Consider the following 16364-nt stretch of genomic DNA (forward strand, 5'->3'; position numbering starts at 1 on the left):
CAAGGAGAACCACCATGAAACATCTCATCCTCGCCCTGGCCATCGCAGCCGCCCCCTTCACGACAGCCGCGCACGAGATGGCCAAGGGCCCGAACGGCGGCCCCGTCGTCGACAGCGCCGGCCACCACGTCGAGATGGTCGCCAAGGGCTCCGAGCTCGTCCTCTTTCTCACCGAGGCGGACGACAAGCCGCTGGCATCGGCAGGCGCCAAGAACGCCCGGGCCATCGTGCAGGACGGCGGCAAGACGGCGACCGTCCCGCTCCAGCCGGCCGAGCCCAACAGGCTCGTCGGCGCCCTGGCCCAGCCGCTCGGGTCGGGCGCCCGCGTGGTCGTCTCGGCCACCATGGCCGACGGCCACGCCGTCCAGGCCCGCTTCGTCAACAACTGACCACCCCTCGCGCCAAGGAGAAAACGATGAAGACCATCAGCAAGACCATCGCCGCCCTCGCGATCACCACCCTGGCCGGCGTGGCGGTCGCGCAGACCTCGCACCAGGGCCATGGCAGCATGCCGATGTCCGGCGCCATGCCCATGGGCAACATGGACCCAGCGGCGATGCAGACGATGATGCAGGATATGATGAAGGACATGATGCCGTCCCCGAACGATCCGGCGTCGACCAAGGACTTCAAGGCGGCGGACATGCAGATGATGCGCAACATGCACGTGCCCTACACCGGCAACCCGGACGTGGACTTCCGCACGCACATGATCCCGCACCACCAGGGCGCCGTCGAGATGGCGAAGGTCGCCCTCAAGCACGCGAAAGATCCCGAAACGAAGAAGATGGCCCAGAAGATCATCGACGATCAGGAAAAGGAGATCGCCGAGATGCAGGAGTGGCTGAAGAAGAACGGCAAGTAGCGGTCGGGCAACGAACCGCGTGCCCGTGCCGACCAGCGTGACGGCCACGCGACATCTGGCCTTGCCATCCGGCGCTGCCTTCAGCGTTGGATGGAAGGAAAGGAGCTCCCATGAACACGACGCACATGACCCGGCGCAGCCTCGTCACCACTCTGGCGGCATGCGCCCTGCTGGCGTATTCCCGTCCCTTGCGAGCTCAGGATCTTCCCAAGATCGTCGTCAGCAAGGATCCGACCTGCGGCTGCTGCACCGGCTGGGTCGACCACCTGCGCCAGGCCGGCTTCACGGCCAACGTGATCGAGACACCCGAGATCAACCGGGTCAAGGTGCGCCTCGGCGTGCCGCAGGACCTTGCCTCCTGCCACACCGCCGAGATCGGCGGTTATGTCATCGAGGGGCATGTGCCGGCCGACGCAATCAAGCGCCTGCTGGCCGAGAAGCCCATGGGCAAGGGACTGGCCGTCGCCGGCATGCCGATGGGCTCGCCCGGGATGGAGATGGAGGGCATGGCGCCGGAGACCTACGAAGTGGTCCTGTTCGGACCGTCGGGCCGCAAGACCTTCGCCCGCTACGAAGGCGCGCGTCTGCTCTAACCTGAGCTTCCAAAGGAGATCATCGATGACACGTCTCTTGCTCGCTCTTGCCGCAGCGCTCGTTGCCGCCGGTGCCGCCCAGGCCCAGCATGCGCCCGCCTCGCCCTATTCCGGCCTGGAGACACGGCCGGTCAAGGCGTTGTCCGAGCAGCAGATCGCCGACCTTCGCTCAGGGCGCGGCATGGGCCTGGCGCTGCCGGCGGAACTCAACGGCTATCCCGGCCCGGTGCATGTCCTGGAGCTCGGCGACCGGCTCGGATTGAACGCGAAGCAACGCGCCCGCGTCGAGGAGCTCCATGCGGCCATGAAGGCGGAAACGATACCGCTTGGCGAGCGCCTGATCGCACAGGAGACCGACCTCGACCGGCAGTTCGCCACCAAGTCGGTCACTCCGGCGAGCTTGCAAGCCGCCACGGCCGACATCGGGGCGAGCCAAGGCGCACTTCGTGGGGCTCACCTGCGCTATCACCTTTCCACCCTGGAGGTCCTCTCGCCCGAGCAGATCCGTCGCTACGGCGAGCTCCGGGGTTACGGAGGATCCCATGGACATCATGGGAGCGGGCACAACTGACCGTGACGAAGGTGCGGATCGGATCCTGTGCCGTCCCGATCACACCAGTATCATCGCGCGCAAAGTTGCCGACCTCACATTGCTGCAGGTCAATGCGCCCGTGCGCGGGCGCGCATAAGCCGAGCTTGCACCCTTGACCTTGCCACGATGGGAAGGCCGAGCTCCATTCCTCCGCAGGACCGCGAGGTGAGCCATGACCGGGGATCGGACCATCGAAGGACAGGCCCACGAGGGACGTGACCATCATCATGCCCACCACGGGCATGGGCATCACCATCACGACCATGATCCTGCGGCCGCTGCCGGCAAGGTGAAGGATCCGGTCTGCGGGATGATGGTGGACCCGCATGCGACGTCCCACAGGGCGCAGTACCACGGCGAGCCTTACTACTTCTGCTCGTCCGGCTGCCAGTCGAAGTTCATGGCCGACCCGGCAAAGTACGTTGAGCCCGCCGCCTCAAAGGCGGAAGCCGTCCCGGAAGGCACGATCTACACCTGTCCGATGCACCCGCAGATCCGGCAGGTGGGTCCCGGCTCATGCCCGATCTGCGGCATGGCCCTGGAGCCCGTGCTCGTCAGCGCCGAGGCGGCCCCGAACGCCGAGCTCATCGACATGAAGCGCCGGTTCTGGATCGGCCTTGCCCTGACCCTGCCCGTATTCGCGCTGGAGATGGGCGGGCACCTCACCGGGCTCGACCACCTGATCCCGCGCTCGACCTCCAACTGGATCCAGCTCGCCCTCGCGACGCCTGTCGTGCTCTGGGCGGGCTGGCCGTTCTTCGAACGCGGTTGGGCCTCGATCAGGAACCGCAGCCTCAATATGTTCACGCTGATCGCCATGGGCACCGGCGTCGCCTGGCTCTACAGCGTGGTCGCGACGCTGGCGCCCGGCATCTTCCCGGCAGCCTTCCGCGGCCATGATGGCTCGGTCGCGGTGTACTTCGAGGCCGCGGCGGTGATCACGGTTCTCGTCCTTCTCGGGCAGGTGCTGGAACTCCGCGCCCGCGAGAGCACCAGCGGCGCCATCCGAGCGCTGCTCGACCTGGCGCCCAAGACCGCACGGCTGATCCAGGACGACGGCATCGAGGAGGAGGTCCAGCTCGACAGCGTGCAAGTGGGCGCCCGCCTGCGGGTCCGGCCGGGCGAGAAGGTCCCGGTCGACGGCACCGTTCTGGAGGGCCGCAGCGCGGTCGACGAATCCATGGTGACGGGCGAGTCGATGCCCGTGACCAAGGAGGTCGGAGCCCAGGTGATCGGCGGCACCATGAACCAGTCGGGCGGCCTCGTCATCGAGGCGCGGAAGGTCGGCCGGGACACCATGCTGTCGCAGATCGTGCAACTCGTGGCCGAGGCCCAGCGCAGCCGCGCGCCGATCCAGCGCCTGGCCGACCAGGTCTCCGGCTACTTCGTGCCCGCCGTGATCGGGGTGGCGGTGCTGGCCTTCCTCGCCTGGGCGGTCTGGGGACCGGAACCGCGCCTCGCCTTCGGCCTCGTGGCGGCGGTGTCGGTGCTGATCATCGCCTGCCCCTGCGCGCTCGGCCTCGCCACGCCGATGTCGATCATGGTCGGCGTCGGCCGTGGCGCCCAAGCGGGCGTGCTGATCAAGAACGCCGAGGCCTTGGAGCACATGGAGAAGGTCGACACGCTCGTGGTCGACAAGACCGGAACCTTGACCGAGGGCAAGCCGGCCGTGACGTCCATCGTTTCGGCACCGGGCTTCACGGAGGCCGAGGTCCTGCGCCTGTCCGCCAGCGTGGAACGCGCCAGCGAACATCCGCTCGCGGTGGCCATCGTGGCCGCCGCCGAGCAGCAGGGCATCGCTACTGCGCCGGTGACGGATTTCGACTCGCCCACCGGCAAGGGCGCGCTGGGCACCGTAGAAGGCCGACGCATCGTGCTCGGCAACAAGGCCTTCATGGCGGAGCACGGCGTCGACGTGGGCCTATTGGCGGACCAGGCCGACAGGCTGCGCGAGGATGGGGCCACGGCGATCTTCGCCGGCGTCGATGGACGCGTGGCGGCCGCCATCGCCGTCGCGGATCCGGTGAAGGCCTCAACGCCGGAGGCTCTCGCCGGCCTCAAGGAAGAAGGCGTGCGCGTGGTGATGCTCACCGGCGACAACTGGACGACCGCAAAGGCCGTCGCCAAGCGGCTCGGGATCGACGAGGTCGAGGCGGAGGTCCTGCCGGACCAGAAGAGCGCCGTAGTGGACAAATTCAAGCGTGCAGGCCGCGTGGTCGCCATGGCGGGCGACGGCGTGAACGACGCGCCGGCGCTGGCGGCGGCCGATGTCGGCATCGCCATGGGCACAGGCACGGACGTGGCGATGGAGAGTGCGGGCATCACCCTGCTCAAGGGCGACCTGACCGGGATCGTGCGGGCACGACGGCTGTCGCGGGCCACCATGCGCAACATCCGCCAGAACCTGTTCTTCGCGTTCGTCTACAATGCGCTCGGCGTGCCCGTGGCGGCGGGCGTCCTCTACCCGTTCTTCGGCATCCTGCTGTCGCCGATCATCGCGGCCGCGGCGATGGCGCTGTCGTCGGTCAGCGTGATCGGCAATGCCATCCGTTTGCGAACGGTGCGGCTCTGACAGAGAGCCGGGCGGGTCCGATGGAGCCTGGCCCGGCGTGCCTTTGAGAGAGATCAAGGCAGGCTCGCCGTGGAAGGTCCACGATTTGACCTGTACTGACCGGAGATCCCGCCATGAACACGGTACCGAACCTGCCTTCGACCTCACCCAAGAGCTGGCGGACGGTTTGGATTGGCACTCCGCTGGGCTGGGTCGTCACGCTCGCGCTGGCTGCCCTTGGCATCTATCTCTTCGCGACGCACACGGGCCACATCCTGGCCGCCCTGCCCTATCTGCTGCTGCTGGCCTGCCCGCTCATGCACCTGTTCATGCACGGGGGCCATGGCCATCACGGAAAGCGCGAGTGACCGCCGCCAAGCCTGAGCGGCTGCGTTTGGCCGAGCTCACGTCGGGCCATGGGCGCGGTTGTCCTCGGCGTGGGACTCGGAGTGCTGGCCGCCAGCCACATCGGTTCCCTTGACCTTCCGCTCCTGCTCGTCGGTGCGGCGGTCCACGCCTGGGGCATGTACGACAAGCACCGTCTGGAGCGCCAGGCCGACGCTCCGGATGTCCGGTGGGAACCGATGGTCTACTGGACGTGCTGGGGCCTCCTCGCCCTGCTCGCGGTCAGTCTCGCAGGGCGCCTGTCGGGCATCGTCTGATCAGCCCATCAGCGTCTTGATCATCCTGTTGTAGACCGGCACGAACAGGACGGCAGCGATCCAGGCCGCCGCCGCGTTGCCCAGGATCCCCTCCACGAGAGTGCGCCCGGCGCTGTCCGGGTTCGTCGCGAAGAGGCTGACCCAGCCATGGGCAAGGCCCGAGGTCGGCCAGACAAACGACAGCAGGTAACAGATCACGAACAGTCCGACGAGGGTCGTGGTCAGCGCCCACCCCGTGGCTACGAGGTGCATCGGGGCCGCTTCATGAGCCTGCGACGTGGGCAGCGTCGTCTTGAATGTTGAAGTCGACATGATCGCCTCCGCGATCCTGTATCCCCCACGATCCCATTATACGCCTGAGGGAGCCTGAAGGCACGACCCGCCAAGCAGACCTGACCTTGTCTCGCTGGCGCTGTGCTCGCGACGGCGTACTATGACATACCCATCTTGGGGAGCGGCATACTCCTCACCTGATATGCCAACTACTAAGTCATTCTACATACTCACGAATATGCCTGCCCTATTATTATTTGTGTGGCAGCACGACCGGGTGCTCGTAAGATCATTTTACCTTCGGACAATCGAGATCACCGGCACAAGGCCGGTGATGACGTGGAGAGGTGAAACGGCCCGGCGACGACACCCTCCACACGTCATCACCCACCTCTCGCCGGCCATCCCGATTCAAAAGGCGCGGCGCCTCACGGAAGCGGAATCACCGGGACAAGCCAGCTGATGACGAGACGGGCCACCGTCGGAGCGGCGTCGCCCTGCCCCGTCATAGCCGGCCCGCCGCCCACTCCCGCCGCTCCGCCCGGTTCCAGCCCGGGTGTCCCAAGATGTTCATTCCCTGTCCTGATCGATCAAGCAGACGCGCGGGCCGTGCCTATCCTGGACTGCAACGGGGCGGGCTCACTCGGGCGCGCGCGGCGGACCGGACCGGCGACGGGCTGACCTGCGGACGCGCGCTCGACGCGGCGCGTCGCGCCCTGGGTCGCGAGAGCATCGGACGTGAAGATTGGACCCACTGTTCACGTCCGATGCTCCGGCCTCCTTGACGAGCGCATCGCGCGGGTCCCAGTTCGCCGCCGATCCGGACCGGTGGCGGCGACGGGCGGGGCGACACGGGCGACCGAGTTCAGGAAGCAACAGGCCATGATCCAGAGGATTGTCCGTCGGCCGGCCCGACCCGTGCCCGCTCCGGAGCCGGGAGGGACGCGATGACGATTGCACGCTCCACCCTGTTCTGGATCGCGCTCGCCGTCATGGCGCTTCTGATGCTGGTTCTGCTGCGCCCGATCCTGCTGCCGTTCGCCGTCGGCATCGCGCTCGCCTACCTGCTGGCCCCGGTGGTCGACGGACTGGAGCGGATCGGTCTCAACCGCGCGCTCGCCGCCCTGATGCTCGTGCTGCCCCTGGTCGTCGGGTTCGTCGGCCTCGTGCTGGTGATGCTTCCGGCGCTCCTGCGGGAATTGCGGTTCTTCGTCGACGAGTTCCCCCGCTATGTCACGCAGGTCCAGGCCCTCATGGCCGATACGAGCCGGCCCTGGCTGCATGCGCTCATGGGCCAGGAACTCCGGATCGAGGAATCGGTCACCCGCGAGATGGCCGGGACGGGCAGCGCCTGGCTCGACGAGCTTCTGCGCTCGGCATGGTCGGGCGGGAAGGCCGTGTTCTCGCTCCTGTCGTTGCTCGTGGTGGTGCCGATCGTCAGCATCTACCTTCTGATCGACTGGGAGCGGATGACCGCGACGCTGGACGCCTGGGTGCCGGCCGAGCACCGCGAGGATGTCCGGGCCCTTGGGCGGGAGATCCACGGGACCGTGGCCGGGTTCGTGCGCGGGCAGATCGTTATCTGCCTGATCCTGGCCGCGTTCTACGCCGCCGCCCTGCGGCTGACCGGCCTCAACCATGCCGTCCTGATCGGCGTCACGGCCGGCCTGATCAGCTTCGTCCCGTTCCTCGGACTCGGCGTCGGCTTCGTCGTTGCGACCTGCGTGGCCATGGCCCAGTTCTGGCCCGATTGGACGCCCCTGGCTGTCGTGGCCGGCACGTTCCTGATCGGGGAAATCCTTGCCGATTACGTGCTGTCGCCGCGCATCATCGGGAGCCGGGTCAAGCTCAACCCGGTCTGGCTGATCTTCGCGCTGTTCGCCTTCGGGTACCTGTTCGGGTTCGTCGGCCTGCTGGTCGCGATCCCGCTGGCCGCATCGCTGGGCGTGATCCTGCGGTTCGTCGTGCGGAGCTCGTTCGCCGGTCCTGAGCTCGGCGCCATGCCGACACCGTCCGCATACGGCGCGACGGCTTCGCGATCGGCGCCTCCCGAACGCGGCGACGTCGGGCAACCCGCCGAGGACGCGACGACCGCAGGACGGCGTGACGTGATGGCCGTCCCCACCGGTCCAATGGCGGGGGCAGCCCGAGACACGACCATCACCTAAGCGGCTGTGCCCGCCCCTCGCGCATCGTTCGGAGCGGACCTAAAGCATCGGACGTGAAAAGTGGACTTGCACTTTTGGGATCCATCCGATGCATTCTTCTTGAATGAGAGCATCGGTCAGAACGGACCCAGCGGGCCGCGCCAGCGAAAACCGGATCCACTTTTCACTGACGCGGCCCTCTGGGTCCGTCCGATGCTCTAGAGGGCCGCACGATGCGCCAGGGGCCGATGTGGCCGCTTCCGGGACGAAGGCCCGTCCGACGTTACTGGCCCAAGCAGCCGGGACTGGCGAACAGGGTGCCGTTGATCCGCGTGAACCGACACGACGCGGACGATATCGGCAGAGTGATCGCGATGTTGTTGGCGGAAGGGCCGAGCGGAGGCGCAAGTTCGATCGGATCGAACGGATTCCTCGGTTCATAGGTTGAACCGACGAGATAGAACGGGAGCCGGCCGAAGGAGTTGCTTGGCCTCACTCTCAGAACAAGGGGCCCGCTCAGCCCGACCCGCTGCACGCGCGGTTGCGCCTCGGCCTGCACGGGAATGATCACGAACGCGATAGCCGCAAGAGCAATGAGAGCAGATGTGCACTTCATGCGCTGTCCTCCTCACCATGGATGCGTCTTTGAAGAATTCATTGCTGAAGCCAAATCGGTCGAGGCCGTCCGTGCCGGCCCTCCGCCGGAATGGCCCCTCATGGCGGCCCGGCTCTTGCAGCCCACGATCCCATCGAAGGTGGAGTCCAGGCCGGGGCTTGGGCCTCGCTCACGCGCGGCTTCTCCGGCCTGCGGGATTGCGGAGTGGGATTGCCCGTTCGAGGCGGAGCATGATCCTCACGCCAAGCCGCCGGAGCTTGCCCCGTCCAGCGTCGGAACGCCCGCGTGAAGGCGCTCGCCTCGGAATAGCCGAGGGCTGCCGCCACCTGGCTCAGAGGGATTTTCGTCTGGGTCAGGAGCTGGCGTGCGATCTCGAACCGTGTCTCGTCAACGAGCCGCTGGAAGCGTGCGCCCTCGGCCTGGAGGTGGCGGCTCAGCGTGCGGCGGTGCACGGCAAAGCGGTCCGCGACCGTCGCGGCCGAGCACCGGTTCGCCAGGATCTCCGTCCGCAACACCCGGCGCAGGCTTTCCTTCCAATCGCCCTCCGCGGCAGCCTCGAGTTCCCGGATCCGGTCCTCGAAAACCTTGCGGAAGACCGGGTCGGCGTCCGCGATGCGGTGATCGAGCCAATGCGTCGGGAATACGAGGGCGGCAGCCTCCTGGCCGAAGCGCACGGGGGCCTGGAAGAACCGCCGGTAGGGTGCCGGATCGACGGCCTGGTGCTGAGACAACAGCACTTCGTCCGGTGCCCAATCGGGACCGCACAGCCGGCGCATGACGTTGGTCGCAACGGCCATGACCCCATCTGAGATCTGCCCGGGGCTCTCCACGTCCGGCTCGTAGATCGCATATCCCAGGACCGCCACATCCCCATCGACGAAGAGGGTCGTAGCGGCGCCCCGGTCATGGAGATGACTGTGCCTGATCAGAGCCGACAAGGCCTCGCCGACGGTCGGCGAGTGTTGCAGGAGACCGCCGACCGGCCCGAGCGACGAGATCGCGCCCCTCTGCCCGAGAAGAAGACCGAAGTGCAAGCACTCGGTGTGCATGACGCACGCCGTGAGCACCCGGCCCAGGGCGGCGTATGGGATGACGTTGTCCCCGTCCCCGAAAAGCCGCGCGTCGAGACCGGCCTTACGGAACACGATGTCCGTATCCACCCCCATTTCACCGAGAACAGGGACGATCTCCTTCGCGACGCCGACGCGGACAACTCCTCTGCCGATCGGTCGTTGCAGCGTCAGGTCGGATGGCTGTTCCATGGGCGGGGGCCGCCTTCGGCCGCCCGAGTTGGAACGATCAAAGGTCATGATCAGCCCTCCACGAGCTTGTTGCGAATGGCGTAGCGGATCAGGGCGGCGGTCGTGTCGAGGTTGAGCTTGCGCAACGCCAGTGCGCGGTGGGTCTCGACGGTCTTTGTGCTGATGCTGAGAATGTCGGCGATCTGCTTGTTCGTCTTTCCCTCGGCGATCAGTTGCACCACCGCCTTCTCACGGGAGGTCAACGCCGACTCGTGTGTGCATCCCTTCGCCAGGTAGGTCTCGAGCAGGGTCTCCGACACCTTGCCGGTGAAGAACGGCTTGTGGGCCGCCAGACTCTCCACCGCCGAGACCAGAAACTGCCTGGCGTCGGATTTGAGCAGGAACCCGCGGGCGCCCGCCTCCAGCACGTCGCGCACGAGACTGTCGGTATCATGCATGGTGAAGATCAGCACTTCGACACCGGGCACACGCGCCCGGATCTGGCGGGTGGCCTCGACCCCGTTCACCAGCGGAAGGCCGTAGTCGAGGATGACGATATCGGGACGTGTCGCCTGAGCCTGATCGATGGCATCCTTGCCATTTCGGGCCTCGCCGACCACCTCCCAGCCTTCATGCCCCTCCAGGATGGTCCGCACGCCGGAGCGGACCACGTCATGATCGTCGGCGATCAGGATGCGTGTCATCGCGAGAGTTCCTCCCGCGCCCCAGGGTAGCGGCCGATTCGGTGTCCCTGAGTGCCATGGCAGGATACACCTCCCGGCAGCGCGGCCCACCTGTGCAAAACCCTGAATCTGCCGGAGGCAGACCCTGAAACTTCACCCGAGGGTCTTGCCGTCGGCCTCCGTCATGTCGGACGTCCATGGCCTCAGCAGGCGGCCTGCCTGAGTCAGCGCCCGTCCCGTCACTGTCCTCGGAACGACGGCAACGACCGACGTGCCGCCTGGGCCGGTCGTAATCCTCAGGTCACCGCCAAACTGCTCCAGGCGAGCGCGCATGCCTGTCACGCCGACGCCGAGCCGGATGCGGCCCTCGGCGCCGTTCGGGCCTGCCATGCCGTGCCCGTTATCGCGGATGCGGACCACGAGCCGTCCGGACCTGATCTTGGCATCCACCGATACCTGCGAGGCCCCGGCGTGCCGGTGCACGTTGGTGAGGGCCTCCTGCACCACGCGCAGGATCGTGCGCTGGAGCTCTGGCGGCAAGTCATCGACCTCCTCGGGAATCCGGATGCGGGCAACCAGTCCCGTTCGGCCTGCAAAGCCTTCGGCGAAGTCCCGCAACGTGGTCTGGAGGCCGTCCTTCGTCAGGTTGGGCGGATGCAGCAGATAGGTGAAGATGCGCAACTCGCGCAGCGCCTCCGTCAGCAGGCTCTCCACCTCGGCCAGTGCCTTGCGGCCGGAGGGGTTCTCCTGGACCTGTGCCTCGAGGCCCGCCAGCCCAAGGTTCGCCGCCACGAGGTGCTGCGCCGTCGAGTCATGCAGCTCACGCGCGATGCGCTTCCGTTCCTCTTCCTGAAGGGCAAGCAGTTGCCCGGACAATTCGTTGACCTGTTTCCTCGCTCCCGTGACCTGGTCGGACAGGACCCGGAGCGGCTGCTCGACCTGGCGGGCGGTGAACCAGGCGGCAATCCCTCCGGCAAGCAGGAGAAGGGCCGCCGGTCCGGCCATCCGCCGCAGGGCCCCCGTGACGGGAGCATTGAGATCGGCCAGCGGCACCGTGACCACACTCGTCCAGTTGGTCGCCCCCGAACGGCGGAAGGTGACGAGAACCGGAACCCCACGATCATCGGTGGCCTCGACGGTTCCCGTGATCGTGCTCGCCGGACCCGCATCGGCGAGGCGCGTGGCCAGGGCCGCGGGGACCGGCAGGTCGGACCCTTTGTGACCGTCCCGGTCGGCCACGATCGGCTGGAGCTTGCGGTCGTAGAGCCCCTTCACCCAGCCAGCCGGCAGCGCCTGGTCGTCCAGGATCGTGCCCAGGCGCGCTTCCGTCAGGGTAATGGTCAGATGGCCGTTCATCCGACCGTCCGGATCATCGAGCCGGAGGCTGAGGGCCACGACGATTTGGCCCTTCAACGGGGCTAGCATCCGCCCGGACACGGACCACCTGCGCTCCCGGATCCGGTCGAGCTGCTCCTGGTAGTTCGGGAAGTCCACATGTCGCGGCAACGGTGATCCGAACGGGCGCAGGGTATTGGCAACCTGCCGCTCGAGGTCGTTCAGGACCAGCCAGGAGCCTTCCGGAACCGGCGTGATCTTGAGCTGATCGTAAAAGGCCTTGGTGTCGCCCGAGAGGAGTGCCGGAGACTTCGACAGCCCCTTCAGCAGGTAGTTGACCGCAGCCACCTCCTGATCGAAGCCGAAGGAGAGCGCCTTGGCAGCCTCCAGGGCGCGATGTTCGATCGCGTGGCGCTCCTCGGCCGCACGGGAGAGCAACAGCGCCGCAGCGACGAGGCAAGCCGCCACGGTGACGACCATGAAGGTCAACGCGATCCGCCGCCGCAGACGGAGCGGCAGGCCCGAGAGGGACCGCGCAACCACCGGGACGGTGCCATTGCTCATGCTGGCGGTCTCCGGCCGCAGGGGCAACGCAACGGGACCGGGGATCGCGACGGGGCCCTCGTCCGATCGCGTATGGTAAACCCTGAGGCCGCCCGAGTCGACCGGGATTCACGAGGATGGGGAGGTCGTCCCCTCCCGGCTAGAGCTGTTTCCACTCACATGGAATCATCGCTCGTCTTGGCCTCGCCGCATCTTCGGACGGTGAACCGGATCCACTTCACCGAACAATGCTCTAGGTGCCGGCAGAAGATGTCAGCGGTCCCAAATCAGGGTCTGCCTCCGTCACTTTCAGGGTCGACCCTAATAGACCCACGGCCACGAACAGGACGACAATCCCGCAATAGCAGACGGAACCAGCGGTTACTGCGGTTGCTCTCTCGGACATCGGATAACGCGCGCGGCGAAAGGATAGCCCGCTGGGTCAAGGAGGCTCCGCCAATCCGTCCGCGACACAGGCTTCCAGGAAGGCTCAGGGCCTTTCCGCCAGCTCGTCGGGCTGGCAGCGCACATCTTTGCGAGGACCGATGCCATGACCAACGCGGACTTGGTCGAGCGGACGGATAAGACCATCGGCATTCTGCCCGACGACAGCGGTATGGTCCGGATCCCCGGCGGCACGTTCCGCATGGGATCAGACCGTCACTATCCCGAAGAGGCCCCGGTCCACCGCGTCACGGTCGATCCGTTCTGGATCGACCGTACCCCGGTCACCAACCGCCAGTTCCGCGACTTCGTCCGCGCCACGGGGCACGTGACGGTCGCGGAGATCACGCCCGACCCCAAAGATTATCCCGCTGCCCTGCCCCACATGCTCTTCGCCGGCTCGCTGGTCTTCAGTCCGCCGGACTATCCGGTCGATCTGCGTCACTTCAGCCAATGGTGGGCGTTCAGGCCCCGAGTGAACTGGCGGCGTCCCTATGGTCCGGGCTCGTCGATCAAGGAGCTGGACGATCATCCGGTCGTGCACGTCGCCTACGCCGATGCCCTGGCGTATGCGCATTGGGCCGGCAAGGACCTGCCGACCGAGGCCGAGTGGGAGTTTGCGGCCCGCGGTGGACTGGACCAGGCGGAGTTTGCCTGGGGCGACGAGTTCACTCCGGGCGGCCGGCAGATGGCCAACACCTGGCAGGGTGCCTTCCCGTTCCAGAACACGCGCGAGGATGGCTACGAACGCACCTCGCCGGTCGATGCCTATCCGCCCAATGCCTATGGCCTTTACGACATGATCGGCAATGTCTGGGAATGGACGAGCGACTTCTACGCGCCGAAGCATCCGGCCGATGCCCCGAAGGCCTGCTGCATTCCCGAGAACCCGCGCGGCGCCCGTGAGGTCGAGAGCTACGCTCCCTGCGAGCCCGGAATCAAGATCCCGCGCCGGGTGCTGAAGGGCGGCTCGCATCTGTGTGCGCCCAACTACTGTCGCCGCTACCGTCCGGCAGCGCGCCATCCGCAGCCGGTCGACACCTCGACGAGCCATGTCGGATTCCGCTGCATCATCAGAGAGAGGAGAGCCCCATGAACAGTGATCATGCGTCCTCACGCGCTGTTGACGAACGACGCCGAGCCCGGCGCATGCGGGCAAGATCCGCCCTGGTCGGGGCGACGGCTCTGGTCGCTGCTGCCATGGCGGGCCCGGCCATCGCGCAGGCGCCGCAGCAGAAGCCCAACATCCTGTTCATCATGGGCGACGACATCGGCTGGATGCAGCCGGGCATCTACCACCAGGGGCTGATGGTGGGCGAGACCCCCAACATCGACCGGATCGGGCGGGAAGGCGCCAAGTTCATGACCTACTACGCCGAGCAGAGCTGCACGGCGGGGCGCAACGCCTTCTTCACCGGCATGAATCCGCTCCGGACCGGCATGATCCCGCCGCAACTGCCCGGCAGCCCGTCCTATCTGCGGCCCGGCACGCCGGCGCTGGCCAAGTTCCTGTACGATCTCGGCTACACCACGGGCGAGTTCGGCAAGAACCACCTCGGCGATCACACCGACGCGCTGCCGACCGCGCACGGGTTCCAGGAGTTCTGGGGCTACCTCTATCACCTCGACGCCATGCAGGGCGTGAGCTTCCCCGACATCAACAAGACGCCGACCGAGCAGACAGTGGCGCCGGCCTGCCGCAACACGCCGATCCCCGGGCTGGCCCAGGATCCCGCGGCCGTCGATCCACGAACCACCCCGTGCCTGACGCCGCCTCGGCCGGTGATCTCGTGCCGGTCGTCGGACGGGACCTCCGGCAATCAGACATGCCGGGACGAGGGCCCGCTGACGCTGGAGCGCTCGAAGACGGTCGACGAGGAGATCTCGGCCAAGGTCATCGACTTCCTCGACCGCAACGACCCGAAAAAGACCAACAAGCCGTTCTTCGTCTGGTACAACCCGGCGCGCATGCACATCACCACCGTGCTGTCGGACAAGTACATGGCGATGGTGGGCGAGCCGGGCGGCAAGGACTGGGGCGTCAACGAAGCCGGCATGAAGCAGATGGACGACAACATCGGCTATGTGCTGAAGAAGCTCGAGGAGATGGGGCAACTCGACAACACCGTCATCGTGTTCACCACCGACAACGGCGCCGAGACCTTCACCTTCCCTGACGGCGGCACCACCCCGTTCAAGGGCTCGAAGATGACCACCTGGGAAGGCGGCATGCGTGCTCCGGCGCTCATGCGCTGGCCTGGCGTCATCCGGCCCGGCACGATCAAGGACGGCATCTTCGCGTCCCTCGACTGGCTGCCCACGCTGGTCAACATCGCCGGCGGGGACAAGGGCGACGGGCTGAACAAGCGCATCATGGCCGGCACCTATCCGGGCATCGTCAAGACCAAGCTCGATGGCGTGGATCAGACCGACTACCTGAGCGGCCGCTCTGACAAGTCGGCGCGCGACACGTTCTTCTACTATGCCAGCAGCCATCCGTCGGCGGTGAGATACAAGAACTGGAAGATGTATTTCGCGATCGCGCCCGAAACCGCGCTGGGCTTCAACGTCCCGGGCGTTCAGACCCAATTCGCGGCCGGCATGGTCAACCTCAAGCGCGATCCGTTCGAAACCGGCATGGGCGAGTGGAAGAAGGCGAACTTCTGGATGGCGGGCGCGCTCGCCGCGCCGGCCACGGCCTGGGTCTACGACTGGAACCTGCTGCCCATCGGACAGGCGCTGTGGCTGAGGGAGCTGGAATCCTACAAGGAGTTCCCTCCGCTCCAGGATCCGGCGAGCTACAACCTGGATCAGGTCATGACTGAGCTCAGGAACGCCGCCACGCATCCGAGCCAGTGAGCCATGCGAGATCGGCGGGCACCCTTCGAACCTGGTGCCCGCCACCCCAATCCAACAACAAGAACCGGTGCAGGGGCAGACCTCGATCGCAGAGGATCATCGAGAGGAGACTGTCATGATGAAGTCGGTTTCGATCGTAGCACTCCCATTGGCGTTGCTGTTTGCCGGCCCGGCATCGGCCCAGAGCATGTGCGTCATCGCGGGCAATCGGGCCATCATGGGAGCCAATATGGAAGGCGCCTTCGACGTGCAGGCCGGACAGGGCTGCATGTCCGACATCACCCCTCAGGGCACGCTGACCAGTTCCGAGATCAGCCAGCGTCCGCAGCACGGCACTCTGACCATGGTCGACAAGGACACCTGGACCTACACGCCCGCTCCGGGCTACAGCGGCCCCGATGCCTTCGCGATCACGGCGAAAGGGCAGAGCATCGACGAGAAGCCCGGCACCTCCGTGCTCAGCTACAGGGTCACCGTGAAGTAGCGGCGAACAGCCCGTGAGCTGCTCGCACACACGAGATGGAGAGCGCCGGGTTCCAGGGATCTCGGTTCCTGGGATCTCGGCGCCCCGTCTTCAGACGCTCGCATCGATGACGTCGGTCCGGTGCGAGCGAACCCGGCGACAGCCGGTCAGTCGAAAGGGAGTCCGCGCCATGTTCAGCAAGCACTTCGCCTGTCTCATCCTGGTCACCGGGGGCCTCTGCACGATGATCATCGGCGCCCGCGCGCAGGACGCGCCGGCCCACCCGCAAGTGCCGATCAGGAAGGCCATCGGCCGGGTCACGCCCACCGGCCCGGTGCCCTCGCTCGCCGTGCTCAACGCGGCGGGCGCAAAGCTCGAGGGAACCAAGCTGACCCTGACGGGCGTGTCGCCGAGTTCGATCGTGTTCGCCGATCGCCCGGTGCGGGCGGCCGGTCACGTCATGACCCAGCAGTTCATCATGCAATGGGACGAAGGCA

17 protein-coding genes and 1 pseudogene are annotated in these 16364 nt (G+C 66.7%); 13 read left to right on the top strand and 5 right to left on the bottom strand.

The features are described from left to right. Positions 1 to 14: 14 nt before the first annotated feature. The 8 genes from NF876_RS28295 (at position 15) to NF876_RS28330 (ending at position 5263) form a co-directional block, all read left to right on the top strand. The gene (locus NF876_RS28295) at positions 15 to 389 is read left to right on the top strand and encodes a hypothetical protein (RefSeq protein WP_262271688.1); all 375 of its coding nucleotides are present in this window, start codon (positions 15 to 17) and stop codon (positions 387 to 389) included. Positions 390 to 415: 26 nt separating this feature from the next. Beyond that, positions 416 to 865, top strand: a complete 450-nt coding sequence (copM, locus tag NF876_RS28300; RefSeq protein WP_262271689.1) for a CopM family metallochaperone — start codon at positions 416 to 418, stop codon at positions 863 to 865. A 110-nt stretch (positions 866 to 975) separates the two neighbouring features. Next, the gene (locus tag NF876_RS28305; protein ID WP_262271690.1) at positions 976 to 1458 is read left to right on the top strand and encodes a DUF411 domain-containing protein; all 483 of its coding nucleotides are present in this window, start codon (positions 976 to 978) and stop codon (positions 1456 to 1458) included. 25 nt (positions 1459 to 1483) lie between these two features. Then, positions 1484 to 2029: a Spy/CpxP family protein refolding chaperone gene (locus NF876_RS28310; RefSeq protein ID WP_262271691.1), complete on the top strand. Its 546-nt coding sequence runs from the start codon at positions 1484 to 1486 to the stop codon at positions 2027 to 2029. Continuing rightward, positions 2001 to 2147: a hypothetical protein gene (locus NF876_RS28315; protein WP_262271692.1), complete on the top strand. Its 147-nt coding sequence runs from the start codon at positions 2001 to 2003 to the stop codon at positions 2145 to 2147. The genes NF876_RS28310 and NF876_RS28315 overlap by 29 nt, the downstream gene beginning before the upstream one ends. Before the next feature lie 75 nt (positions 2148 to 2222). Next, entirely contained in the window at positions 2223 to 4622 is a 2400-nt protein-coding gene (locus tag NF876_RS28320; RefSeq protein WP_262271693.1) for a heavy metal translocating P-type ATPase, read from the top strand. A 113-nt stretch (positions 4623 to 4735) separates the two neighbouring features. Continuing rightward, positions 4736 to 4969: a DUF2933 domain-containing protein gene (locus NF876_RS28325; RefSeq protein WP_262271694.1), complete on the top strand. Its 234-nt coding sequence runs from the start codon at positions 4736 to 4738 to the stop codon at positions 4967 to 4969. 48 nt (positions 4970 to 5017) lie between these two features. Further along, the gene (locus NF876_RS28330; RefSeq protein WP_262271695.1) at positions 5018 to 5263 is read left to right on the top strand and encodes a hypothetical protein; all 246 of its coding nucleotides are present in this window, start codon (positions 5018 to 5020) and stop codon (positions 5261 to 5263) included. Here NF876_RS28330 and NF876_RS28335 read toward each other — a convergent pair whose 3' ends face one another. After that, a complete protein-coding gene (locus NF876_RS28335; protein ID WP_262271696.1) occupies positions 5264 to 5575 on the bottom strand; it encodes a hypothetical protein in 312 nt (103 codons plus the stop codon). Positions 5576 to 6483: 908 nt separating this feature from the next. Here NF876_RS28335 and NF876_RS28340 point away from each other — a divergent pair. Continuing rightward, positions 6484 to 7704, top strand: a complete 1221-nt coding sequence (locus NF876_RS28340; RefSeq protein WP_262271697.1) for an AI-2E family transporter — start codon at positions 6484 to 6486, stop codon at positions 7702 to 7704. Between the two features lie 262 nt (positions 7705 to 7966). On the opposite strand, the gene NF876_RS28345 is transcribed toward NF876_RS28340, so the two are convergent. The 4 genes from NF876_RS28345 to NF876_RS28360 all read right to left on the bottom strand — a co-directional run bounded on the left by NF876_RS28345 (position 7967) and on the right by NF876_RS28360 (position 12122). Next, positions 7967 to 8299: a hypothetical protein gene (locus NF876_RS28345; RefSeq protein ID WP_262271698.1), complete on the bottom strand. Its 333-nt coding sequence runs from the start codon at positions 8297 to 8299 to the stop codon at positions 7967 to 7969. Between the two features lie 98 nt (positions 8300 to 8397). Further along, positions 8398 to 9561 carry an AraC family transcriptional regulator gene (locus tag NF876_RS28350; protein WP_262271699.1) on the bottom strand — a complete coding sequence of 388 codons (1164 nt, stop codon included), beginning with the start codon at positions 9559 to 9561 and terminating at the stop codon, positions 8398 to 8400. A gap of 50 nt (positions 9562 to 9611) precedes the next feature. Continuing rightward, positions 9612 to 10244, bottom strand: a complete 633-nt coding sequence (locus tag NF876_RS28355; protein WP_262271700.1) for a response regulator — start codon at positions 10242 to 10244, stop codon at positions 9612 to 9614. Between the two features lie 132 nt (positions 10245 to 10376). Continuing rightward, complete coding sequence (locus tag NF876_RS28360) at positions 10377 to 12122, bottom strand: sensor histidine kinase (protein WP_262271701.1); 1746 nt, start codon at positions 12120 to 12122, stop codon at positions 10377 to 10379. 595 nt (positions 12123 to 12717) lie between these two features. Here NF876_RS28360 and NF876_RS28365 point away from each other — a divergent pair. The 4 genes and pseudogenes from NF876_RS28365 to NF876_RS28380 all read left to right on the top strand — a co-directional run. Next, positions 12718 to 13641: a formylglycine-generating enzyme family protein gene (locus tag NF876_RS28365; protein ID WP_262271704.1), complete on the top strand. Its 924-nt coding sequence runs from the start codon at positions 12718 to 12720 to the stop codon at positions 13639 to 13641. Positions 13642 to 13745: 104 nt separating this feature from the next. Beyond that, a complete protein-coding gene (locus tag NF876_RS28370) occupies positions 13746 to 15404 on the top strand; it encodes an arylsulfatase (RefSeq protein ID WP_262271705.1) in 1659 nt (552 codons plus the stop codon). A gap of 115 nt (positions 15405 to 15519) precedes the next feature. After that, on the top strand, positions 15520 to 15888 hold the full coding sequence (locus NF876_RS28375) for an Ig-like domain-containing protein (protein ID WP_262271702.1): 369 nt from the start codon (positions 15520 to 15522) through the stop codon (positions 15886 to 15888). 169 nt (positions 15889 to 16057) lie between these two features. Continuing rightward, positions 16058 to 16364, top strand: a pseudogene (locus NF876_RS28380) (hypothetical protein); the annotation flags it as partial.

This window comes from Microvirga yunnanensis (assembly GCF_025460875.1).